The organism is Gracilimonas sp., from assembly GCF_014762685.1.
Classification (GTDB): domain Bacteria; phylum Bacteroidota; class Rhodothermia; order Balneolales; family Balneolaceae; genus Gracilimonas.
In genome coordinates this window covers 464,580-487,331 of record NZ_JABURM010000006.1, presented here as the reverse complement: position 1 = coordinate 487,331, position 22,752 = coordinate 464,580, and the positions used below count along the sequence as shown (strand labels likewise).

Sequence of the window (22,752 nt, the reverse complement as noted above, 5' to 3'; positions counted from 1 at the left end):
AAATGAGGTTTCCACGATCTTGCGGCTGCTTAGTTCATCCAACCTCGTTTCCCGGAAAGTATGGTATGGGAGACTTTGGATTTGAAGCCCGTAATTTTATTGATTTTTTAACACGCACCAATCAAACCATTTGGCAAGTATTGCCACTCACTCCTACAGGATATGGAAATTCTCCTTATGCCAGTTATTCTGCATTTGCAGGGAATGTTTATCTTATCAGCCCGGAAATCCTTCATAAAAAAGGATTACTCACACAAGAAGAAATTAAATCCATTCAGCTTCCCTCTGAAACAGTAGCAGACTATGAAGCTTCTTTTGAGAATAAAGACCGGGTATACAAACTTGCTTCGGAGCGCTTTTATAAACGGAAAATTGAGGAGGAAGAACTAGCTTTCAATGCTTTTAAAGCTCAAAATAAACATTGGTTAGATGACTATGTGTTGTTTATGGCTTGTTCTCTCCATTACGACAAACAGCCCTGGAATACCTGGGATAATGATATTGCCTTGCGAAAGGCAAAAGCACTCGAAAAATATCGTGAAAAATTCCAGGACGAAATCGAGTTTCAGTACTGGTTGCAATTTGAATTCAACAATCAGTGGATTGACTTAAAAAAATATGCAAATGAACGCAGAATTCGGGTTGTAGGGGATATTCCAATCTTTGTAGACCACAACAGTGCCGACGTTTGGGCCAACCCAAAGTATTTTGAAGTCGACGAAGGGGGAAACCGTCAATTAGTAGCGGGTGTGCCCCCTGACTATTTCAGTGAAACCGGACAACTTTGGGGCAATCCTTTATATAAATGGGATGAGCTTGAAAAAGACGGGTTTTCTTGGTGGGTAGATCGCTTCAAGCATATGTTTAATGCGTGTGATGCTATTCGGGTCGATCATTTCCGTGGGTTTGATGCTTATTGGGAGGTAAATGCCTCCGAAAAAACAGCAGAGAACGGCCGCTGGGTAAAGGGGCCGGGTGAGAAGTTATTCGATACCATCCTGGAACAATGTGGAGAACTGCCCATTATTGCTGAAGACCTTGGGTTTATGACTGAAGGTGTGCAAAAGCTTCGGGATAAATACAATTTTCCGGGCATGAAAATCATTCAGTTTGCTTTCGATTCTGATTCTTCAAACAGTTTTTTGCCTCACAATTATTCGCAAAACAGCGTAGCTTATTCAGGAACGCACGATAATGACACGGCATTAGGCTGGTACAATACCACTGCTGAGAAAGAAAAACACCGAGCACGCACATATACTCGTTCAAATGGCGAAAATATCCATTGGGAGTTTATTCGATTAGGGATGCTTTCGGTTTCAGATCAAGCTATATTCCCGCTGCAAGATTTTATGGGATTAGACAGCGCGCATCGTATGAATATTCCCGGAACATCCTCCGGTAACTGGCTTTGGAGATATACTACAGAAATGTTAGATAATATTGATGAAGAACAAGTTCAGCATCTTGTAGAACTAAGTAACAGACAAATTAAACCTAATACTTAACCTTACAAATGCTTGATTTCATATACAGACTGTGTTTTTGTATATTTCAGGCTTAGAAATTTTAACATACACATATGGCATTTTCACTTAATCACTTACCTAATCGAACTGATAAACCAAGAAAAAAGGGGCTTACCCTAGCCTTAGATAAAGGATATAGCGTTCGGCAAGCTGAGGATTTTGTAGAGTCGAGCTCCAATTACATTGATGTGGTAAAACTGGGTTGGGGAACTTCGTATGTAACTCAAAATCTTGAAGAAAAGATTGCGGTGTACCAACAAGCTAATATTCCTGTTTATTTTGGTGGTACTTTATTTGAAGCTTATGTCTTAAGGGATCAGCTGGATGGTTATGTTGCATTAATGAAAAACTATGGCATTGAGCACGTAGAGGTTTCAAACGGAACTATCTGGCTGTCTGATGACCGAAAGCAATCTATAATAAAGGATCTGAGTAAAGAGTTTACGGTCTATTCAGAAGTTGGAAGTAAAAACCCCAACGATATTATTCCTCCATACAAATGGGTAAGAATCATTGAAAATGAATTAAAAGCCGGGGCTCAAAAAGTTATTTGTGAAGCCCGTGAGAGTGGAACCGTTGGTGTTTTCAGGCCTAATGGAGAAGTTCGATCTGGGTTAATAGAAGAAATAACCGATCAAATTCCGGAAGAAAAGTTAATTTTCGAAGCTCCTCAAAAAGAACAACAAGTTTGGTTCATTCGTAAATTCGGAAGTAACGTAAACCTTGGCAACATTCAACCTGCCGACGTCATTTCCGTTGAAACCTTACGACTTGGTCTCAGGAGCGACACTCTGTTGGATTTTTACTCATTGGATGACGATGAAGATCTAAACAAAGTTATGAAAGACAGTAATACAATATCTAACAAAGAGTAATCACTGAGAGCTAATATTTATGAAAATTCTTTACGTTGCAGCAGAAATTTCCCCTTTCGCACGCATGACTTATACGGCCGATTTACTTCGGTTTTTACCTGCTTCATTACAAGACAAAGGATTCGAAATTCGAATTCTGCTTCCTAAATACGGAACTATTAACGACAGAAGGAACAGGCTGCACGAAGTAATCCGCCTTTCCGGTATTGAAGTGGAAGTAGGAGACAAGGTAGAAACCATGAAAATTAAGGTAGCCAGCATTCCTAATGCCAAGCTACAGGTTTACTTTTTGGATAATGACACTTACTTCAAGAGAAAGGGACTTTTCAGGAAACCGGATTCTGAAGAATTTTATGAAGATAATGACGAACGTCTTGCCTTCTACAATAAAGGCGTACTCGAGACAGTTATTAAGCTCGGCTGGGAGCCGGATATTATCCATTGCCACGACTGGCCGGCTGGATTAACTCCGCTTTTAGTGAAAACACTATATAAAGACGAAGACATTTTCAAAAACACAAAAATCGTATATAACTTACATCACCCCATAAATGAAGGTGATTCTGATTCTGCGAGAGTATTGGAGCTTCTCGGATTACCGGCCGATACCGATATCGATAATCTTACAGAAGAAGGAAAAGTGGATTTACTGAAACTTGGATTGAAATACAGTGATCACGTGGTAACAGGCAATTACCTGAAAGATGAATTTGACGACATTTTCAAAGAGCTGGGTATCAAGCCGGAGAAAATCCAGGGATCCCCGGAAGATGTATCTGATAAATTTGCCGAATATTATCGGACTATTTCCGATGCAGAATAGAATAAAAGACTAGATAGAGAACATTTAAATATTTTTTTAATGACCAAACCAAATAAGGGTTTTGTTTCCTTATATATATCGCTTTTAACGCTAATTTTAATTTTTAATGGATGTGAGGACCCTGGAAGTGTCGGCAATAGTTATATTGACGAGCCTACTACGGTTATTGACACCTTGTTCCTGGACAACATAGCAGTTGAGAACTTTCAGGGATATTCCGGGAACTTACAATCCATCAGCATCGGAAAATATTCAGATCAGATGTTTGGAGATATTCAAACTACTGGCTTGGTAAGGCCTATCCGGAACCCAAATATTCCTGACAGTTTAAATATTGAAGGCAATAATTTTTCTTTAAAGCTTGAAATCCAATTGGATAGTGTCAATACTTATGGAGATACATTGTCTGTTTCTGAATTTTCTATCTATGAAATAACTTCCCTTTGGAGAGGCAATTCCTACCGTCTTGACTCTGAATTAACTTATGACGAGGGGACCGAGATTGGCAGCTTTACCATCGGACAAGAAAAAAATATTATAGTAGATCTTTCAGATTCCTGGAAGGATAAATACGCAACTTATTTGAATAGCGATGAAGCGAATATAGATTCTCTCTACCAATATGAATTCCATGGGTTAGCAATTGTCCCGACAGGTAACACCAACAAAATATCTTTCCCAAATACTTCAAACAGTCGCTTTCTTATATTAAACGAAGGCATGACTGATACTGCTGCTGTACGACTTAGAAACTGGGCTTATAACTCAGAACGGACGAATGTTCCTCAAAATGCTGTTAAAACTTCTCTTCATTCTACGATTGAAGAAATGATGAAAATAGACATTCCTTTTTCACAAATTCGGGATAAGCATCAAACATCAAATATTCTAAAAGCAGAATTAGTCCTTTACGAAGACAGCATTGGGTTAGCACAAACTTTGCCAACTAGCCATTACAGACCTGATGTTAACTTTATCAATATAGACCTTGCGACCACCTCTCAAAAAGAGTTTCAATATCAGTTATCAGAGCATGCTTTTTTTGGCTTTAAATCTCAGGATGCTCCATACTACAAGGCCAATGTCACAAATTATCTAAATAATTTACTTTTTGGACAAGAAAACAACAGTGAAATTCTCATCGGCCTTGGATCTACATCAGGCATCCTTCGGTCTACATCATTATACAATCAATCTGCGTCCCAACAACTACGACCAAAATTAATTATTACAACGATAGTGAATGAAGAAAATTAAACTTTATAAGCCCTTTTATTTAGCCTTTATAGTCGTCTTTGCCTTTACTTTTAATCAAGCTTTTGGGCAAATTGATGGGAGAAGTATAAGTAACAGCGGTTCTTTTTATTCTCAGTTTGGAGTTGGCTTTCCCTCAGAAAATAATACAGCACGGGAACTGAGCTTGGGCATATCAGGGGTTTCTTTAGACAATTCTCAGTCAATTAGCCTGAGCAATCCTGCTTTATGGGGTAAAAACTCATATACCACCACTTCTTCAGGTTTTCAGCTTTCGCAACATCAATCGGTAGATAATACCTCTGAAAGTATTAACTCTAACTTACAAGCCGGATACTTGCAGCTTACATTACCTATTATAAGAGAACGCTTTGGAGTTTCTGCTTCTCTATACCCCGCTACCCGTTCTAATTATCGATATTTTTCTACTTCCTCCATGATCACCTCTGAAAACGAGACTATTGAATATGCTTATGATATTACCGGAAAGGGGGGTATAAACAAATTCGAGGTTGGTTTTGGCTGGAATATTAACAAGAATATTGCCATTGGTTATGCTCCATCTTTAGCATTTATAACCCAGGAAAATTCCCAGGAATTGTTTTTTAATCAGCAAGACCTTGATTATAACTATACTAATTCTAAAATATCCGGCTCTGCTTTCAGCCACCGCTTTGGCGCACTGCTGACTTTCCGGAACCTTTTAAAAACAAGAGACAAGCTAAGTATTGGATCTTCATTTAACCTCCCGCTTGATATCTCTACCAAAGAACAGATCGTAAGCGCACGAGAGGTCAACGGACAAACAAGGGATGTAATTCTTGATGAAAATATAGGCGGAAATGCCCGGTTACCCCTTGAGGTTAATGCAGGACTGAGCTACTACCCAAGCTATGTAGTTAACTTTTCTATTGAAGGAAAACTGCAACAGTGGAGTGAAGCTCAATCCAATATCAGTACCAACAATCAATCATTTGAACTCTCTGACAGGGCTAAATTAGGTTTGGGCGGTGAATACCACCCATATAGAACAAATTCAACCAGTTTCTTTTCCAATTTTAGATACAGTGGTGGTATTTCTTATGATTCCGGCCACTTAAAATCCCAAAATCACGATATTAATACGCTTTGGTTTTCTGCCGGTTTAGGAATAATTTCACCGTTCTCAAATTCTTCTATTGGTTTAAGTGCTCAATATGGGCTGAGAGGTACTACCTCTGATAATCTGATAAAAGAAAAAATTTGGGCCTTTAATTTGTCAGTTAACTTAACCGAATTTATGTTTCGCAGACCCAAACTGAACTAAAAACAATATTTATAATATAATAATTAAACATTCTGCTTAGTTTTAATAACTAACAGCATTAATAATAGCGAAGACCGATGAAAAAATTAATAACGCTTTTAGGGATTCTTTTTGTTAGCACTCCCCTTACACACGCTCAGGCAAACTGTAACCCAGAGCCACCAAGTGGTTTATCTCCGTTAGCTGCCTATTCCATTTTTTACGAAAATTACAGATCCGGTGATTATGAATTTGCCCTGGATTATGGGCGATGGATGATCTGTGCAAAACCTGAAAAACTTGAAGGAAACCCACGTTTTAGCCTTCTAACACAATACGAGCGCATGGCTAAGATTTACCAAGAGATTGCTCGAAGCAAAGAAGACCCTAGTGAGAAAAGAGCATATGTCGATTCCGCGCTGACCGTCCTTAATGAGGCAATAGAGCTTTTTGGAGAAGATCCAAAAGCAAAATTTGACCTGACTTTTGATAGGGGGCGATTTTATCAGGAAAATTACAATAACATGGATGACGGGCTTCAAAAAGCTTATTCTGACTACGAACAGCTGTTTGAATTAGATCCTCAACGCGCTCTTAATATGGGCGATGGTTATTATCTGCGACAAGCGCTGAATAACATTATCAAACAAGACAGGACAGAGGACGCACAGGCATTTATTGATAAGGTTAAACCTCATGCAGAGGGCGATGCCCTTGAATTTATTGAAGAGAAGCAACAAGAAATTTTAGGGTCTCCTGAGGAACAAATTGCCTATTTCTCTCCTCTTGTGGAAGAAGATCCCGAAAATATTGACGCATGGAAAGCCCTTGAATCTGCTTATGAAAACCTGGATAACCGGGAAAAACTCAATGAAGTAAAGCTTAAAATTAATGAGCTTGAGCCAACCTACGATAGTGCATTAGATTTGGCTGAATTTGCCCGCAGTAATGCAAACTATAGCAATGCTGTTAAGTACTATAAGGAAGCCCTTGACAGAGCTTCTGAAGATGCTCAAAAGAAAGATTTGTACCTGAGACTGGCTGACATGCATATAAGCCTGGAGCAACTGAGTACCGCTAAAAGCTATGTTCAGGATGCTCTTGCCATCGACCCTAATGATGGGCGTGCTTATATAAAAATGGCCACTATTTACGGCGCGGCTGTAACACAATGTACTGAAGGACGCAAGCTTGAAGCCGAAGATAAAGTGGTTTACTGGCTTGTAATTGACTACTTAAACAAAGCAAAGAATATTGATTCTTCGGTTGCTAATACCGTAAATCAACAACTTTCTACTTATGAAGACGTTACCCCTAATTCCGAAGACAAATTCTTTACATTGAATCTTGAAAATGGGCAAAAGATAACTGTTGACGGCTCTTTAAGAAGCTGTTATAGCTGGATTAACGAAACAACTACTGTTCGATAATTTGGTATCAATAAAAACATTTGTATCTTTTCTCATCCACTAAGACATTCAGGTGCGGATAATTAATCCGCACCTCTTTTTTCTCTCCTTCCTTTTTAGTACACAAAAACATCTTTAGTTTTCACTTATCGATACCGGGGGAAGGATTAAACAACATTGCAGTAAGTAAATGGCACGTAAAAAAAATTATAAAAACCGCAATAAGAACAAGCGAAATAATCGCGGAAACAAGGGGGACAATGTATTCATCCCGAAATTTCACTGGAAAAATAATCAGGGTGTAGCCGGTCGCTATGCCGGAGTCCTGGAAATTAATTCGAAAGGATGGGGGTTTATTCGCAAGCTTGATTATGAATTTTCATACCAGCCGCAAGATCCTTTTTTAAAACCGGAAGAGGTCAAAGAGCTGGATCTTCGTCCGGGCCTGGTTCTGGAAGGTGAGTTTGAAGAAGACAACAAAGGCCACAAGCATGTTGCTAATGTAGACGTTATTAACGGAAGACCCGTAGAGGCCTGGACAAAATCCAGTCGCTTTGAACGTCAGACCCCCATTATGCCCGTTGATTGGATAAAACTTGGTTTTAACGCCGATGATGTTGAAATGCGAGTGATGGATTTAGTTGCCCCTATAGGCAAAGGCCAGCGCGCACTTATTGTAGCACCGCCCCGAACCGGTAAAACCGTTTTGCTAAAAAAGATCGCCAAGTCATTAAATGAAAATTATGATGATCTTCACGTAAGTGTGCTTTTAGTGGATGAGCGCCCGGAAGAAGTTACAGACTTTATTAGGACTACTCAGGCTGAAGTTTTTGCCTCCTCAAACGACAAACAAACCCAAAGTCACATTCGCATTACCGAAATGGCCTTAGGCTATGCTAAAAGAAAAGCCGAAATGGGTGAAGATGCCGTTCTGCTAATTGACTCTCTTACACGATTAGGGAGAGCTTATAACGCTATTCAAACCAACAGCGGGAGAACGCTTTCCGGTGGTTTGGATATCCGTGCGCTTGAAATCCCAAAAAAGATTTTTGGTTCCGCTCGTAAAATTGAGGGTGGCGGCTCTTTGACTATCATCGCCACTTGTTTAATTGAAACTAATTCAAGAATGGATGATTTGATCTTTGAAGAGTTCAAAGGGACCGGGAATATGGAATTGGTTTTAGATCGTGAATTGTCAAATGACCGTATTTATCCGGCCATTAACATCGCGGCTTCAGGGACAAGGAATGAACACAAATTTATTACAGATTCCCTGGAAGAGCGAAATATGGTACGGCGATACCTGCTTAAGAAATCTCCAAAAGAATCTATGCTTGGTCTTCTTAAAGTACTGAAGAATACAGATAGCAATCAGGAGCTACTGAATCAGATTGCTGCTTTAGCCTGATCTTTTCTCTGCTACTTATTTTGGGAGTTTTTGGGAGTGATAGTTTTTCCAAAAAGATTCCTTGTAAGCTTTCCGTTTGCCAATGCCTGCTTACCGTTTATAAAGACAAACTCAATACCGGCTGAGTGTTGATGAGGTTCAAAAAAAGTGGAGAGATCCTGAATTGTATTCATATCAAATACCACCAGATCAGCGTAATATCCTTCTTCAATTAATCCTCGATTCTCGATACCCATAATTTGGGCAGGAAGTGAGGTAGAAGAGCGGATAGCATGTGCAACACTAATGGTCTCATCCATAAGTGCATACTTATGGATCTTTCTGGGAAATGTTCCATAATAACGTGCGTGAATATCCTGCCCATCTTCTGGCAGGGTAATCATTCCATCGGTGGTGGTAGCGGTCCAGTCTGTCTTAGCTATAGCATCCAGATCATTTTGATGCATTGAAAAACTTCTCAATCTTGCCCCTCCCGGTCTATCTTGAAAGCCCCTCCGCTGCAATTCTATCACCATATCTTCAGGAGCTATCTCATTTAACCCGGCCAGTTCTTTAATACTTTTTCCAATGTAAGTAGAATCTGGATGTTCAAACACTACAATGCGTTCCGCTCCTCCCCGGTAAGCGAGGGAATGTCTAATATCTTCATATAAAGCTGTTCTTAACTCCGGGGCCTCCAATACTTTGTTCAAAGGAAGGTTATAATTTGGTGATCCACTTTCTTCCAATCCAAACCTTTCAAAATCAAAAACCCACCGAGGTAACAACCTGGTATTGCCATCACTTCCACTGGTATTATAAGGATATTGATCCGCGTAAACAGACACCCCTTGGTCTCTTGCCTGTTGAATCAGTGATACTGCGGCGATACTTCCACCCCAAAAATTTGACCCTCTCGCCTTGAGATGAGAGGCTACTACGGTCGCTCCTGTTTGTCTTCCTATTTCAATGGTTTCCTCTACTGCGTCCAAAAGAGTTGGAGGAGTTGGAGTATTATCACTTGGCAGCCAAAGCATCGGTGTTTTAGCTTCACTCCTTTGGTGTGAAATGTAAACGCCTCCAAATGGAGTAATTTCTTCTACAAGAGCTATTAATTCATCTGTATTACTCCAGCGGCCCGGAAAATACTCTAACCCGGCTGACATTCCGAAAGCGCCTTCTTCCATCGCCTTTCTAACCAACCCCTGCATTTCTTTGATCTGGCTTATAGTAGCCGGCTTCTCATACTCGTCACCCATCACTTTACTTCGGATTGTATTGTGCCCCACCATGAGAGCCGTATTTACCCCAATACCTTTTTCCTTAAGCTCTGCCAGTTGTTGATCAAACGGTTCATCAACCGACCGGCCATCATGGTTCCCAACAATTGTAGTGATACCCTGAGAGATCAAGTTGGGGGCCTGTCTTCTTCTCACATCATCTGAAGCAATACCTCCTTTCATAGCTATTGGTCCATAGGCATGAGAATGAATATCAATAAAACCAGGGGATACATATAATCCCGACAAATCAATCACTTCTAAGGCAGAGGCTTTTTCAAGGTCGCCAATTCGTTGTATTCTCTCTCCTTTAATTCCAATATCTGCTTTAAACCACGGGTTTCCTGACCCATCATATATGTAACCATTTTTTAATAAAACATCGAAGGAATCATTTTGAGCTTTTAGTCCCTGCCAGCTTGCTAAAAAAACAATAAAAAATATAAAAAGGATCTTTAGAACTTTTTCTTTGAAGTAGTTTGGCATGGCAGGCAGTCTATTTAAAGGTTTATATTACCGGAAGTGAAGGATCAATCTCCTTAGCCCATTTTTTCATTCCGCCTTCTAAGCTAAAAACATTTTTGAATCCAGAGTTAAGAAGTGTTTCAGCCGCATCTTTGCTTGTATTTCCGGAGCGACACATTACAATTACCTTCGAATCTTTGTACTCTTCTATTTCATTCATTCTGCTTTCAAGATCATTATAGGGAATATGATGCCCTCCAATATTGGATACCAAATATTCGTGATATTCACGAACATCCAGTAAAAAAAAAGATTCTTCGTTTTCCTTTTTCTTATTTAATTCATGAACAGTAATCGATTTCATAGGATGTTGTTATTCTCAGGTGTAACGGTCTAATTTGAATTGTTTGCCCAAATACAGGTCTTTAGCTTTTTCGTCTTCAGCCAAACGGTCTGCCGAACCTTCCATTAGTATTTTTCCTTCAAACATAAGATAGGCGCGGTCTGTAATGGCCAATGTCTCATGCACATTATGATCTGTAATTAAAATTCCAATATTCTGATGTCGCAACCCTGATACTATCTCCTGTATATCTTCAACTGCAATGGGGTCCACACCTGCAAAAGGTTCATCCAGCAGTATAAATTTCGGATCGGTTACTAAAGCACGGGCTATTTCCGTGCGTCTCCGCTCTCCTCCGGACAAACTGTAACCTTTGCTATCTACCACTTTATGGAGCCCAAATTCTTCAATAAGCTTGTCAACCTTCAGGTCTATTTCTTTTTGGGGAATCGATAAGAACTGAAGAACAGATTCAAGATTTTCGCGTACAGTAAGGCTTCTAAAAACGCTGGCCTCCTGGGACAGATATCCAATTCCCATTCGGGCTCGTTTGTACATGGGTTCCCGGGTCAGGTTTTTATCATTTAGGAAAATTTTACCGGCATTTGGCCGAACTAACCCCACCATCATATAAAAAGTTGTTGTTTTACCCGCCCCGTTTGGGCCTAATAAACCAACCACTTCCCCCTGGCTAACATTAATAGATACATCATCCACAACCGTACGTTTTCGATAACGCTTCACCAGTCCTTCGCTGTGCAACATCAATTTCGGTTGTGTTTCAGTAATCATTATAGCTTGCTTTTAAGCAATCGAAAGTGAATTGAGGATGGATTCAAAAATTGGTTTTCCGTCTTCGGAACCTAAAAGTTTTTCCATTGCTCGTTCGGGATGAGGCATCATTCCCAAAACATTTCTCTTCGAGTTGCAAATCCCGGCTATATGATCGATAGAGCCGTTAAAATTCGCTTCTTTAGTTAATTTTCCTTCGACATCACAATACCTGAACAAAACCTGATCATTGTCCTGAAGTGACTTTAATCCATCATCATCTATGAAGTAATTTCCTTCACCGTGAGAAACAGGGATATCTAAAACACTTCCTTTCTTTAAAGTATTTGTGAAAATAGAATCAGTAGATTCTACCCGAACAAAAACATTCTTGCAAATAAACTTAAGCTTTTCATTGTGCATCATGGCTCCGGGAATAAGTCCGGCCTCAAGTAAAATCTGAAATCCATTACAAATTCCCATTACCGGCCCTCCTTTTTCAGCGAATTTCACCACTTCCTGCATAATTGGGGAGAAGCGGGCGATGGCACCGGACCGGAGATAATCTCCATACGAAAATCCGCCGGGGATAATCAAAAAATCAACTCCCGAGAGATCCATTTCTTTATGCCAAAGGAATTTCACCTCTGAGTTCATGACATGTTTCATGGCATGATATGCATCATGATCGCAATTAGAGCCGGGAAATACTACTACGCCAAATGTGGCCATTATTTTATCCTTTTATTTCAGTAACCAATTGAATTTCTTTTAGTACGCTGTCAATACGGAGGCATTCTTCAAACTCCCCTTCATGCACCAGTGCTTTCCCATCATTATGAACTTTCCATGTCATGTCTTCCGCTTCAGATAAACTGCATCCGGTAGCTTTCATAAGCTGAGAAATCACTTCATCAAAAGTGTGAACGTCGTCATCATAAAGAATTAGCCGCCAGGGGGTTTGAATCTCCTCTTCGACTTCTTCCTCAGTTTTAGTTTCCGTCGTTTCCTCTACTTCCACCTCAGACATCACGATTGTATCGATATGTTGAGTATGAGAAAGCATTAATCAGGATTCTATTATGATTTCAAAGTCTTCCATTACTTCATTTGCCAATAATTGTGCACAGGCAGATTCTACAATTTCTTTTGCCGCAGACTCATCTTTAGCATCTACATCCAATTCAATAAACTTACCAATTCGAACTTGCTGAACTTCATTCAAACCCAGGTTTTGTAATGCATGGTGAGCGGCTTTTCCTTTAGGATCCAAAATAGATGGACGGAGCGTTACATTTACTTTCGCTTTGTACATAGTCGGGCTTCGTTTTAAGTGAATGCCAAAGTTAACCTTTCTGTAACTTAGCTGCTAACTTGTATTTGAGAATTCAGGAGTCAGAACCCAGTATTCAGGATTCTTTTCTGAGTACAGAATCCTGAGTTCTGACTTCCTTTTAATCTTTACTCCTTCAGTTCAATCTATTTAAAACCTCTTCTTTCATTTCCTCAGCACTCATTTCATCAGCATCCAGCCAATGAATAAAATCCCAGCGCTTATACCAAGTCATTTGTCTTTTAGCATAGCGACGGGTGCTGGTTTTGATCTTTTCAACTGCTTTTTCTAACGTCCATTTTCTATCCAAGTACTTTATAATCTCCTGATAGCCCACCGTATTCAGCGATTGTAAGTCTTTAGGATGGCCGGCATCCAGAATAGACTTCACTTCTTCAATCAAACCTCGTTCAATCATCCCATCTACACGCTCATTAATCCGATCGTAAAGTTTTTCTCTTGGCCACTTCAACCCAAAAACAATGGTGTCTTTATCGGGCTGAATTTCACCCTGATTATGAAAGCTGCTAAAGGGTTTTCCGGTTTGCATCCATACATCAAGTGCTCGAATAATACGCTGCGTATTCATCCCATCCATTTTATGGATGTACTCAGGGTCAATCTCTTTCAGCATACCGTATAACGACTCTATTCCCTCAGCATCAATCCTGTTCTCCAGTTTCGCAATGTTTTCTTCATTCGCTTCCGGCATATCGTTAAACGGCTGTATTAAACTTTGGATATGAAGCGTACTTCCTCCCACATAAAAGACATGATCCGCATTTTTCAGAATTTCCTTCTCCCATTTTGCCGCCCGCTTCTGAAACTCCATGGCGCTGTCTTCTTCCTCCAAATCCAAGAGGGAAATATTGTAGTGAGCAACCTTTTCTAATTCTTGAGGTGATGGCTTTGCTGTTCCAATGTTAAGGTGCTGATAGCATTGGCGGGAATCAGCCGAGATGATGGAAGTATTAAGTTCTTCTGCAAGCAAAAGAGAAAGCTTGGTTTTACCCGCGGCAGTAGGGCCCAAAAGTATAATTCTCAAAATATAACGTTATGGTATTTTGTGTTTGGTGAAGTGAACAAGTTAATAATTTTGATGAAAGAAGAATTAATACTTAAACAGGAAACCCATACTTCAAGAAACTATAACAAAAATTATAGGTTACTGTAGCACTTAAACGATATATTCACAGACTTATTCACGTTGAAAATTGCTCTTTCTTAGGTTGCAGAGAGAGTCAGTATTTCTTAGTATAAGCACACTCCACAGAAAGGGCAATTTTGGGTGATTTTTGCTCTTTAACCTATTTAAATAATGAATTTATGAAATTTTCTGTATCGAGCAACGAACTTAACAAGGGGCTTTCGGCCGTGATTGGAGCCGTGCCTTCAAAAGCAACTCTTCCCATCCTGGAAACCATCCTTTTTGAAAGTGAAGACGGCAAACTTAAACTGACCGCAACTGATCTTGAAATTTCCATCATTGAATACATCGATGCCGACATTGAAGAAGACGGAGCAGTAGCCATACCCGCCCGGCGACTGTTGGAAACCTTGCGCCAGCTTCCGAATATCCCTGTATTCTTTGATGTGGATGACCGGAAGAATATTAATTTCCGTACCGATAAAGGAACTTATAAACTGGTCGGAGATGATGCTGACGAGTTCCCCGAAGTTCCAAATCTTGATGATGGAACTAACATCAGCACCACTACCGAGCTGATGAATAATGCGATTCATAAAACACTTTTTGCCGTTTCCAGTGATGATTTACGGCCTGCAATGATGGGAGTTTATTTCCAGATTGGAACTGATGAAAGTAAATTTGTGGCTACCGATGGCCATCGTTTGGTAAAGTATTCCAACAAAGAAATTACTGCGGATAAAGAGGTGGATTTCATTGTCCCCGACAAAGCCCTTAATCTTATCCAAAAAACCATTGCCGGCGACAAGTGTGATTTAACGGTAACAGAAGACCATGCCCGTTTTAAAAGTGAAAGCACCATCGTAATTACACGCCTTATTAATGAGCAGTATCCAAACTACGATTCTGTAATTCCCCGTGATAACGACAAGTTTCTCACCATCAGTAAAGACCAAATGCTTTCCACCGTAAAACGAGTGGCTATCTTTTCCAGTACCACCACTCGTCAAATTCGTCTGCAGCTGAATTCTGACAAACTTACCATTCGCGCAGAAGATTTAGATATGAGCAGCGAAGCTAAAGAAACCATTGAGTGCGAATATTCCGATGAAGAAATGGAAATCGGGTTTAATGCCAAATATCTTGGAGATGTTCTCAGCAATATTGATGATGAGGAAGTTACATTTGAATTTTCATCACCCAATCGTGCCGGCATTGTAAAGCCGTCTAACAAAGATGAGAATGAAGACATCCTGATGCTTGTTATGCCGGTTATGCTCAACAGCTATGCTTGATGAGTCAAATAATTACCCTCACAACTGATTTTGGACTACAAGACCATTACGTGAGCGCTATGAAAGCGATCATGTTGGGAATAGCTCCTGATGCCCGATTTGTGGATGTTTCTCATGAAATTCCCCCACAAGATATTATGGCCGGAGCTTGGGTAGTTCGTAATACTGCTTTTCTTTATCCCCCCGACACCGTGCATTTAGTTGTGGTTGACCCGGGCGTGGGAACTGCTCGTCATCCGGTTGCCCTAAAAATAAAAGACCAATTTTTTGTTGGTCCCGATAATGGCATTTTTTCACTTTTTTTTAATGAATACAACTACAAAGCATACAAGCTGAATAACAATAAATATTGGCGGGAAAGTGTCTCAAAAACTTTTCACGGGCGTGATATTTTTGCCCCGGTTGCAGCACACCTCAGTAACGGGGTTTCATTAAAAGAAGTAGGTGAGCCCATAGATGAACTGGTAACCTATCATTGGGCCGTACCTATTGCCGATAGAGATGGCCTTCAAGGGTGGGTGGTTCACATCGATCGTTTTGGGAATCTGATCACCAACATTTCTGAGCAATTAATTGAAGACCACCTCAAGAGGAAAAATGTGAAAATTTATGTGGGCAACACTATGCTCAAAAAAATTGTAACGACGTTTGGCGACGTGGAAGAAGGCGAGCCCGCAGCTTTCATTGGAAGCTCCGGTATGTTGGAAATCGGGATCAACAAAGGAAATGCCGGGCGCATGCTAAGTGTTGACAAAGGTGCGCAGATCTCAATCGTGTTGCAGAAATAGGGGGTCCCTTTGCTAACTTTTCCAAAGTTAGCTTAACTTCTGGTTGCTGTAACACTAAGGTTTAATTAGCGTATCCCAACAAAATTAAATGATTAGTTTATGAAACTTGAATTACGCTCACCCATTGATGAACGCGCCGGAATTTCAATTCCTGATGAAGTTTCCAACCTTTCTACGCCTTTTAATGGAACAATCGGATCAAAAGAGGGAGATGAATATCAGGTAAAGAATAACATCATCGACTTACTGGGTAAAGAGCCTGAATTCACATCCATTGCCCAGAGCACCAATCACTGGAAAATTACGGCTGCTATCTACGAAGACATCTGGCGAAAGCGTTCGCTCTCATTGCTTTCGGGCGAAGAGTTTCCTATCGAAAAAGAACATGAGTTACTTATCGACTGGACCGCTCCAAAAGAAGATGGCTGGTATCTGGATTTAGGATGTTCAACTGCATTATATGGCCGGGCCCTAAAAGCTGCTCAGAAAAAGGCCAATATCGTCGCCTTGGATTTCTCCTACCAAATGCTCGAAGAAGCCCGCCTAAAGGCTGAAGCAGATGAAACGGACATGACATTCATCCGGGCAGATGGGAGAGAGCTGCCATTCTTTTCCAAAACCTTTGACGGGATTGTCATGGGCGGAACGCTGAATGAGCTTACAGAAGAGCTGAAGGTTTTGTATGAAGCCAAGCGCGTTTTAAAAGAAGACGGTGTATTCTTCATGATGCACCTTATCAAATCGGACGCCTGGTATGGTCGTTTGCTTCAGGAGTCTGTAGCTATTGGAGGTATCAACTTCTGGTCTGTGGATGAAAGTAATAAACTCTTTAACCAGGCCGGTTTTGATGTGGAAGAGCAGCTGGTGAAGGGTATTGTTTGCTTTACGAAATTAAGGCCGGCGTAGCCGAAATGAGAAATTTTAATTGTTGAATGTTAAATGCACTAAGCGCCAACGGCACAGTCCCATTTAAGATTCAGCATTCCCTCATTTAAAACTAACTACATTTGTTCAGGTGCCAATATCCCCAAAATACCCAATCCGTTTCTGAGCACTTGCTGCGTGGCCTTTGCCAACTCCATTCTGGCCTGGGCAAGCTTTTCATCCTCACCCAAAATTCGGCAGTCGTGGTAGAAGCTGGTAAATGCAGATGCCAGCCCATCCAGATAGGTAATTACATGATGAGGTTCTCGGAGTCGTGCCGCATTGGCTACGTTTTCAGGAAACTTCAGCATGGTTTTGATAAGCTTGATCTCACTGGGGTGGGAAAGCAAGCTAAGATTCGCCGTTTCCGAAAAATCATATTCCTCTTCCACTTTGCGGAGGATACTTGAAATACGGGCGTGTGCATATTGCAGATAAAACACCGGGTTTTTCTCGCCGGCTTCTTTGGCCTGGGCGATATCAAATTCCAGGTGAGTATTGGGCGATCTCATCAGGAAGAAAAAGCGGGTTACATCGGCGCCTACCTCATCCATCAGATCATCCAGCGTAACAAAGTTCGCTTTTCGCGTGCTCATTTTGAACGGCTTTCCATCCTTTACCAACGTCACAAACTGGTAAACCACCACATCAATTTTTTCCGGATCATATCCAAGTGATTTTATCCCATTCAACACATCCGGATAAGTGGCAATATGATCCGCGCCAAACACATCAATACAAAGGTCGAAACCGCGATCCAGTTTATTGGCGTGATAGGCGATATCGGGAAGGCGATAGGTAGGCTCTCCGCTGCTTTTTACGAGTACCGTATCTTTATCCTTACCAAACTCTGTGGTTTTGAACCAAACCGCTCCATCTTTATCATACACTAACCCTTTTTCGCGAAGCCTCTCGATGGTTTCTTCAATTTTCCCCTCTTCATACAAGCTGTGCTCATTAAAATAGGAATCCATTTTGATCTTCATGCGCTCAAGCGTGCCGCTAATGTCCGCAAAAATCTCCTGCTCTGCTTTTTCCTTGAATGGCTTTTCATCTTCTGTTTCAGCGAGTTCTTCTCCCTTCTCATCCACTAAAGCCTGAGCGATATCACGGATGTATTCTCCCTCGTATCCCCCTTCAGGAAATTCCGATTCCTTTCCTAATAGTTCCAGATACCGGGCACGAACGCTTTCTCCCAAAACACGCATTTGCCGACCTGCATCATTGAAATAATATTCGCGCTCCACCTCGGCACCGGTCCATTCCAGGAGCCGGGCTACCGTATCACCCAAGACGGCGTTTCGACCATGACCAACCGTAAGCGGACCTGTTGGGTTGGCACTTACGAATTCCACCAACACGCGCTTTCCTTTATTTGACTCACTTTCTCCAAAAGCTTCGCTCTTTTTCAGTATTTCATTCAACTCATCAAATAAATAATCTTCTGCAAAACGAAAGTTGATGAATCCCGGTCCCGCTATTTCTACAGCCGATATTTTTTTCTCATCGTAATTTAATCCCTCAACAACCTGCTGAGCTATGGCTCTTGGATTGTTTTTAAGCGGCCGGGCCAACAGCATCGCAATGTTTGACGATGCATCTCCGTGTTCCGGTTGTTTGGGGTCTTCAATCTGTACCTGAGGCACTTCTTCTAACTGAAACTGCTCAAGAGATTTACTAATGATCTCAACTAAATATTCTTTCATGGAGTAATAACTTTCAAATTCATCCAAAGATAAGGGAATTGTGAATTAGGAATCAGGACAGATTAGAATTCTTGCTCATAAAAAAGGGGCAACGCAAACGCATTACCCCTATAAGTACTTAAGTATGCTCTTTATTCTACTATATTGTCGATAATAGCTTTAAAAGCCTCAAACGTTCTCGGATTTTGTTCAATCTTAACCCCGTTTATATAGAAGGTGGGTGTTGAATTCACGTTCAAATTTAATCCTTCTCTTTTGTCTTGCATTACAATCCGCTGCATGTCGGCAGAGTTCATATCGCTTCTGAATTTTTCAACATCCATATCTAAACTTCTGGCATAACCAATAAACATCGCCTCCGCATTTCCGCGAGCCCACTGCTCCTGTCCTGCAAAAATCATGTCATGCATTTCCTGGTATTTGCCTTGCACCCGAGCTGCTTCAGCTGCCCTTGAAGCTAGCTGAGCATGCTCATGCATATTCAAAGGAAAGTGCTTCGTTGTAATGGTAATATCGCTTCCATATTCTTCTTTTAGCTGTTCTTCAATGGAAACAAAATATTTGCAGGCCGGGCACTGATAATCGCTGTACTTAATAATATTAATTTTTGCTTCTGATTCACCAGCATCTTGTGCTATAGCTGTACCGCCAAATATTAATGCAAAAAAAGTGAGTAAAAATAATCCGCGCTTCATCGTTTTATCCTTTCGTTCTGTAATGATTTACTTTATCAAAATGTCGTTGTAAGATACTATTCATTTTCTCAATTATCTCCGAAATCTGTTTTTCATTATTCTCTTTTCCAAATGATAAACGCACAAACTCCCGTGCTTCTTGTTCACTTTTTCCAATTGCCATCATCGTTTTGTTTGGCTGATCAGACCCCACCTGACAAGCACTCCCTGTTGATATAGCCAAACCGGCCTGATTACATTCCAACATTAGAAACTGACCTTCCATCCCGGGAAACCTGAGCCCTAAAATATTTGGGATTTTTTGATCTGGGTGCTCCTCAACTTCAACCTCAAAATCCATCTTTAAAATTTCAGCGACCAATTTTGTTCGAAAATTCCATATTCGTTCTTGTTCTTCTTCCCTTCTTTGGGTGATCTCTTTTGCGGCTGTGGCAAAAGCAGCTATTGAAGGCACATCGCTTGTTCCCTGTTTTAATTTTTTGGGAGTTTCCGGGTCAGGAAGCATTGGCTTCCAATCAATTTCAGGGTTCACCCAAACTGCTCCAACACCTTTGGGCCCATATATTTTATGGCTTGAGACAGAAATGGCATCAACATTTAATCTCTGAACATCTACGGGTATGCGGCCGTAACTTTGTACACAATCGCTATGCAGAATTACCTTATGCTCTCGTAAAACACCCCCTAATTTGGCAATATCCTGGATGGTTCCGGTTTCAGAATTAACATGTTGTATGGAAGCTAACACTGTATCATCCCGAAGGGCCTGTTCCAGCTCTTTAGGACTAACCGCACCAAATTCATCCACGGAAAGGAACGTCAACTCATATCCTTCCTTTTGCAATTTCAAAAATACATTCCACACTGAAGAGTGCTCGAGAGGCGTGGTGATTATGTGTTTTCCCTTTTTTGCCGCCAACAAGGAATAAATAGCTAAAAAATTGGACTCCGTGGCTCCCGATGTAAAATAAATATCCCGCGAACGGGCATTGAGTGTGCTTGCAATTGTTTTTGCAGAGGCCTCCAAAATTTGCTTTGCCGCGGAACCCTCATCGTGTAAGCTGCTCGCATTTCCATAATATTGCTTGGCCACTTTGGTATAAACTTCCAGAGCCCCATCACTGATAGGGGTTGTGGCGGCATGGTCCAAATAAATCATCCATTATCGCTCTTAAGATTAAAAAAAGGTATCTTTGTTACCCCTTGAAAATAGACAAATAAAACGGCCTTATCATCAAAATGAATCAGCTGGAACTAACCAAGATTTTGCAAACTGCCTTTGCCGAAGATATTGGAATGGGCGACCTTACTTCAGAATCTATTTTCACCGAAACACAGCAAAGCAAAGGGGTGTATACCGCAAAAGCAGATGGCGTTGTTGCAGGGCTGGAAACGATCAGGGTTGGATATCAGCTTTTGGACTCTTCTTCAAAAACCACCCTTCACAAAAAAGACGGGGATTTCGTTGAAAAAGGAGAAAAAATCGCAGAAGCAGAAGCTTCGGTGCGCACTCTGCTTACCGGTGAGCGGGTCATTTTAAATCTAATTCAGCATCTCAGCGGGATCGCCACCGCTACACATCAAGTTATCCGGCTCTTGGACGATCCTAAAATTACCGTTACTGACACACGAAAAACTTTACCCGGGTTACGCATTTTTCAAAAATATGCCGTGCGATGTGGCGGCGCAAAGAATCACCGGTTTCGCCTGGATGATGGCGTCATGATTAAAGATAACCATATCAAAGCGGCGGGAAATATTAAGAGCGCTATTGAATCAGTACGTGCCCGGTGTGGGCATATGGTAAAAATTGAAGTTGAAACAGAGAACAAAGAACAGGTATTGGAAGCTATCGAAGCTAAAGCAGATGTGATCATGCTGGACAATTGTTCTCCTGAAGAAGTAAAAGAATTAGCTTCGATTATTCCCGAAGGAATTGTGATTGAAGTTTCAGGAGGAATTACTCCCAAAAATATCGCCGGTTACAGAAATTGCGGAGCCAATGTAATCTCACTTGGGTGGCTTACTCATTCTGTAAGGGCACTGGATATCAGCTTTAATTTAGTATAGATTAAATTCTTCAGAACCACGAAATCAGCAAATATTTTTCATAACTTTATCGCTGTTCAATAATTTTGACCTAAATAAGCTTCTAAAACATTTGAACACTTTTCGTGCTTTTGTGTTTTCGCAGCAACTATAAATTCTATGGAAGTTTTAGACCTTTTAGAGATTGAATCAGAAGTCACCCTCCCAAAACGATACAGCACCCTTTCCGTTAAAGAAATGGAGGTGCGCGTTCAGGAAATCAAATCTAAATTCGGTGATCGCTTATTTATTCCCGGCCATCACTATCAGAAAGACGAGGTTATTCAATTTGCTGATGCTCGAGGAGACTCCTTAAAACTAGCCCAAATATGCTCCCAAATGCCGGATGCAGAATTTATTGTTTTTTGCGGAGTCCATTTTATGGCAGAAACAGCTGACATGCTCACCAAACCTGACCAAAAAGTAATCTTGCCTGATTTACGCGCCGGCTGTTCCATGGCTGATATGGCTGATATTGATCAAACCGAAATCGGCTGGGAGAAAATGCAGGAGATTTGGGGCGATACCATCCTTCCTCTTACATATGTGAACTCAACGGCCGCGATCAAAGGGTTTGTGGGCAAACACGGTGGAGCTACAGTCACCTCCTCTAATGCAAAAAAAATGCTGCAATGGGCTTTCACACAAAAAGAACGCATCCTGTTTTTACCCGATCAGCATTTAGGACGTAACACTGCTTTTGACTTAGGCATCCCTTTAGACCAAATGGCTATTTGGGCTCCGCTCGAAGGGACGTTTGAGTACGATGGAAATTTTGAAGATGTCAAGGTAATTTTGTGGAAAGGGCACTGCTCGGTCCATGAAAAATTTAACCTCAAGCATATCGAAAATCTGCGTAAACAAGAACCGGAGACGAAAGTGCTTGTCCACCCGGAATGTACTTACGAGGTTGTTCAGGCCTCTGATTTCAACGGTTCAACCAGCTTTATCATTGATACCATTAAACATGCAGAATCCGGATCAAGATGGGCCATTGGAACAGAAATGAATTTGGTGAATCGATTAGCCGATGAAAACCCTGACAAACAGATTATATCCTTAAATCCATTTATGTGTCCCTGCCTTACCATGAACCGGATTGATCTTCCTCATTTACTATGGTCGCTTGAAAAACTTGAAGAGGGTGAAGTGGTAAATCAAATTAAGGTTCCGGAAGAAGTTTCTGAGTATGCAATATTAGCATTAAACCGTATGTTAGAGCGATCTTAACGGGTGCTCTTCATCACGCAAAAAAATCAGTATTAACGGTAAATTTTTTATTTCTTTGGTGGACAGCAAACCGGAACATGAGCCCATACTCAGAGTACATCTTTTTCGTTAGCTAAGCCTTAAAC

Annotated in this window: 22 protein-coding genes; 12 read left to right on the top strand and 10 right to left on the bottom strand. The window is 40.9% G+C overall.

The window, feature by feature from the left end:
* Positions 1-2: 2 nt before the first annotated feature.
* From malQ to rho, 7 genes are all read left to right on the top strand, one after another.
* Positions 3-1,508, top strand: a complete 1,506-nt coding sequence (gene malQ, locus HUJ22_RS11740; RefSeq protein WP_290877717.1) for a 4-alpha-glucanotransferase — start codon at positions 3-5, stop codon at positions 1,506-1,508.
* 74 nt (positions 1,509-1,582) lie between these two features.
* Entirely contained in the window at positions 1,583-2,404 is an 822-nt protein-coding gene (locus HUJ22_RS11735) for a phosphosulfolactate synthase (protein WP_290877715.1), read from the top strand.
* Positions 2,405-2,423: 19 nt separating this feature from the next.
* Positions 2,424-3,227 carry a glycogen/starch synthase gene (locus tag HUJ22_RS11730; RefSeq protein ID WP_290877712.1) on the top strand — a complete coding sequence of 268 codons (804 nt, stop codon included), beginning with the start codon at positions 2,424-2,426 and terminating at the stop codon, positions 3,225-3,227.
* A gap of 39 nt (positions 3,228-3,266) precedes the next feature.
* On the top strand, positions 3,267-4,484 hold the full coding sequence (locus tag HUJ22_RS11725; protein WP_290877709.1) for a hypothetical protein: 1,218 nt from the start codon (positions 3,267-3,269) through the stop codon (positions 4,482-4,484).
* Positions 4,471-5,787: a hypothetical protein gene (locus HUJ22_RS11720; protein ID WP_290877706.1), complete on the top strand. Its 1,317-nt coding sequence runs from the start codon at positions 4,471-4,473 to the stop codon at positions 5,785-5,787. The genes HUJ22_RS11725 and HUJ22_RS11720 overlap by 14 nt, the downstream gene beginning before the upstream one ends.
* Before the next feature lie 77 nt (positions 5,788-5,864).
* Positions 5,865-7,196 carry a tetratricopeptide repeat protein gene (locus HUJ22_RS11715; RefSeq protein WP_290877703.1) on the top strand — a complete coding sequence of 444 codons (1,332 nt, stop codon included), beginning with the start codon at positions 5,865-5,867 and terminating at the stop codon, positions 7,194-7,196.
* A 169-nt stretch (positions 7,197-7,365) separates the two neighbouring features.
* On the top strand, positions 7,366-8,583 hold the full coding sequence (gene rho, locus HUJ22_RS11710; RefSeq protein WP_290877701.1) for a transcription termination factor Rho: 1,218 nt from the start codon (positions 7,366-7,368) through the stop codon (positions 8,581-8,583).
* 11 nt (positions 8,584-8,594) lie between these two features.
* Here rho and HUJ22_RS11705 read toward each other — a convergent pair whose 3' ends face one another.
* The 7 genes from HUJ22_RS11705 to miaA form a co-directional block, all read right to left on the bottom strand.
* Complete coding sequence (locus HUJ22_RS11705) at positions 8,595-10,328, bottom strand: amidohydrolase family protein (RefSeq protein ID WP_290877699.1); 1,734 nt, start codon at positions 10,326-10,328, stop codon at positions 8,595-8,597.
* A gap of 22 nt (positions 10,329-10,350) precedes the next feature.
* Positions 10,351-10,671, bottom strand: coding sequence for a rhodanese-like domain-containing protein (locus HUJ22_RS11700; RefSeq protein ID WP_290877696.1), 321 nt, complete (start codon positions 10,669-10,671; stop codon positions 10,351-10,353).
* Between the two features lie 15 nt (positions 10,672-10,686).
* The gene (gene lptB / locus HUJ22_RS11695) at positions 10,687-11,442 is read right to left on the bottom strand and encodes an LPS export ABC transporter ATP-binding protein (RefSeq protein WP_290877692.1); all 756 of its coding nucleotides are present in this window, start codon (positions 11,440-11,442) and stop codon (positions 10,687-10,689) included.
* Between the two features lie 12 nt (positions 11,443-11,454).
* Positions 11,455-12,153 (bottom strand): phosphoribosylformylglycinamidine synthase subunit PurQ, encoded by a 699-nt coding sequence (gene purQ, locus HUJ22_RS11690; protein ID WP_290877689.1) that lies wholly within the window; start codon positions 12,151-12,153, stop codon positions 11,455-11,457.
* Between the two features lie 4 nt (positions 12,154-12,157).
* Positions 12,158-12,487, bottom strand: a complete 330-nt coding sequence (locus tag HUJ22_RS11685) for an ATP-dependent Clp protease adaptor ClpS (RefSeq protein WP_290877686.1) — start codon at positions 12,485-12,487, stop codon at positions 12,158-12,160.
* A gap of 3 nt (positions 12,488-12,490) precedes the next feature.
* Complete coding sequence (gene purS, locus HUJ22_RS11680; RefSeq protein ID WP_290877684.1) at positions 12,491-12,736, bottom strand: phosphoribosylformylglycinamidine synthase subunit PurS; 246 nt, start codon at positions 12,734-12,736, stop codon at positions 12,491-12,493.
* Between the two features lie 154 nt (positions 12,737-12,890).
* Positions 12,891-13,799, bottom strand: a complete 909-nt coding sequence (gene miaA / locus HUJ22_RS11675; RefSeq protein WP_290877682.1) for a tRNA (adenosine(37)-N6)-dimethylallyltransferase MiaA — start codon at positions 13,797-13,799, stop codon at positions 12,891-12,893.
* 281 nt (positions 13,800-14,080) lie between these two features.
* On the opposite strand from miaA, the gene dnaN reads away from it, so the two are divergent.
* The 3 genes from dnaN (at position 14,081) to HUJ22_RS11660 (ending at position 16,890) form a co-directional block, all read left to right on the top strand.
* Positions 14,081-15,196 carry a DNA polymerase III subunit beta gene (gene dnaN / locus HUJ22_RS11670; protein ID WP_290877680.1) on the top strand — a complete coding sequence of 372 codons (1,116 nt, stop codon included), beginning with the start codon at positions 14,081-14,083 and terminating at the stop codon, positions 15,194-15,196.
* The gene (locus HUJ22_RS11665) at positions 15,196-15,984 is read left to right on the top strand and encodes an SAM-dependent chlorinase/fluorinase (RefSeq protein ID WP_290877677.1); all 789 of its coding nucleotides are present in this window, start codon (positions 15,196-15,198) and stop codon (positions 15,982-15,984) included. The genes dnaN and HUJ22_RS11665 overlap by 1 nt, the downstream gene beginning before the upstream one ends.
* 99 nt (positions 15,985-16,083) lie before the next feature.
* Positions 16,084-16,890 carry a class I SAM-dependent methyltransferase gene (locus HUJ22_RS11660; protein WP_290877674.1) on the top strand — a complete coding sequence of 269 codons (807 nt, stop codon included), beginning with the start codon at positions 16,084-16,086 and terminating at the stop codon, positions 16,888-16,890.
* A 95-nt stretch (positions 16,891-16,985) separates the two neighbouring features.
* Here the strand turns inward: HUJ22_RS11660 and argS are convergent, their stop codons facing one another.
* From argS to HUJ22_RS11645, 3 genes are all read right to left on the bottom strand, one after another.
* Positions 16,986-18,614, bottom strand: coding sequence for an arginine--tRNA ligase (argS, locus tag HUJ22_RS11655; protein WP_290877671.1), 1,629 nt, complete (start codon positions 18,612-18,614; stop codon positions 16,986-16,988).
* Between the two features lie 131 nt (positions 18,615-18,745).
* Complete coding sequence (locus HUJ22_RS11650; RefSeq protein WP_290877668.1) at positions 18,746-19,309, bottom strand: thioredoxin domain-containing protein; 564 nt, start codon at positions 19,307-19,309, stop codon at positions 18,746-18,748.
* A gap of 4 nt (positions 19,310-19,313) precedes the next feature.
* The gene (locus HUJ22_RS11645; RefSeq protein WP_290877665.1) at positions 19,314-20,468 is read right to left on the bottom strand and encodes an IscS subfamily cysteine desulfurase; all 1,155 of its coding nucleotides are present in this window, start codon (positions 20,466-20,468) and stop codon (positions 19,314-19,316) included.
* 80 nt (positions 20,469-20,548) lie between these two features.
* Between HUJ22_RS11645 and nadC the strand changes: the two genes are divergently transcribed.
* Both nadC and nadA read left to right on the top strand, forming a co-directional pair.
* Positions 20,549-21,379, top strand: coding sequence for a carboxylating nicotinate-nucleotide diphosphorylase (gene nadC, locus HUJ22_RS11640; protein WP_290877663.1), 831 nt, complete (start codon positions 20,549-20,551; stop codon positions 21,377-21,379).
* 138 nt (positions 21,380-21,517) lie between these two features.
* Positions 21,518-22,627: a quinolinate synthase NadA gene (gene nadA, locus HUJ22_RS11635; RefSeq protein ID WP_290877661.1), complete on the top strand. Its 1,110-nt coding sequence runs from the start codon at positions 21,518-21,520 to the stop codon at positions 22,625-22,627.
* Positions 22,628-22,752: the final 125 nt, after the last annotated feature.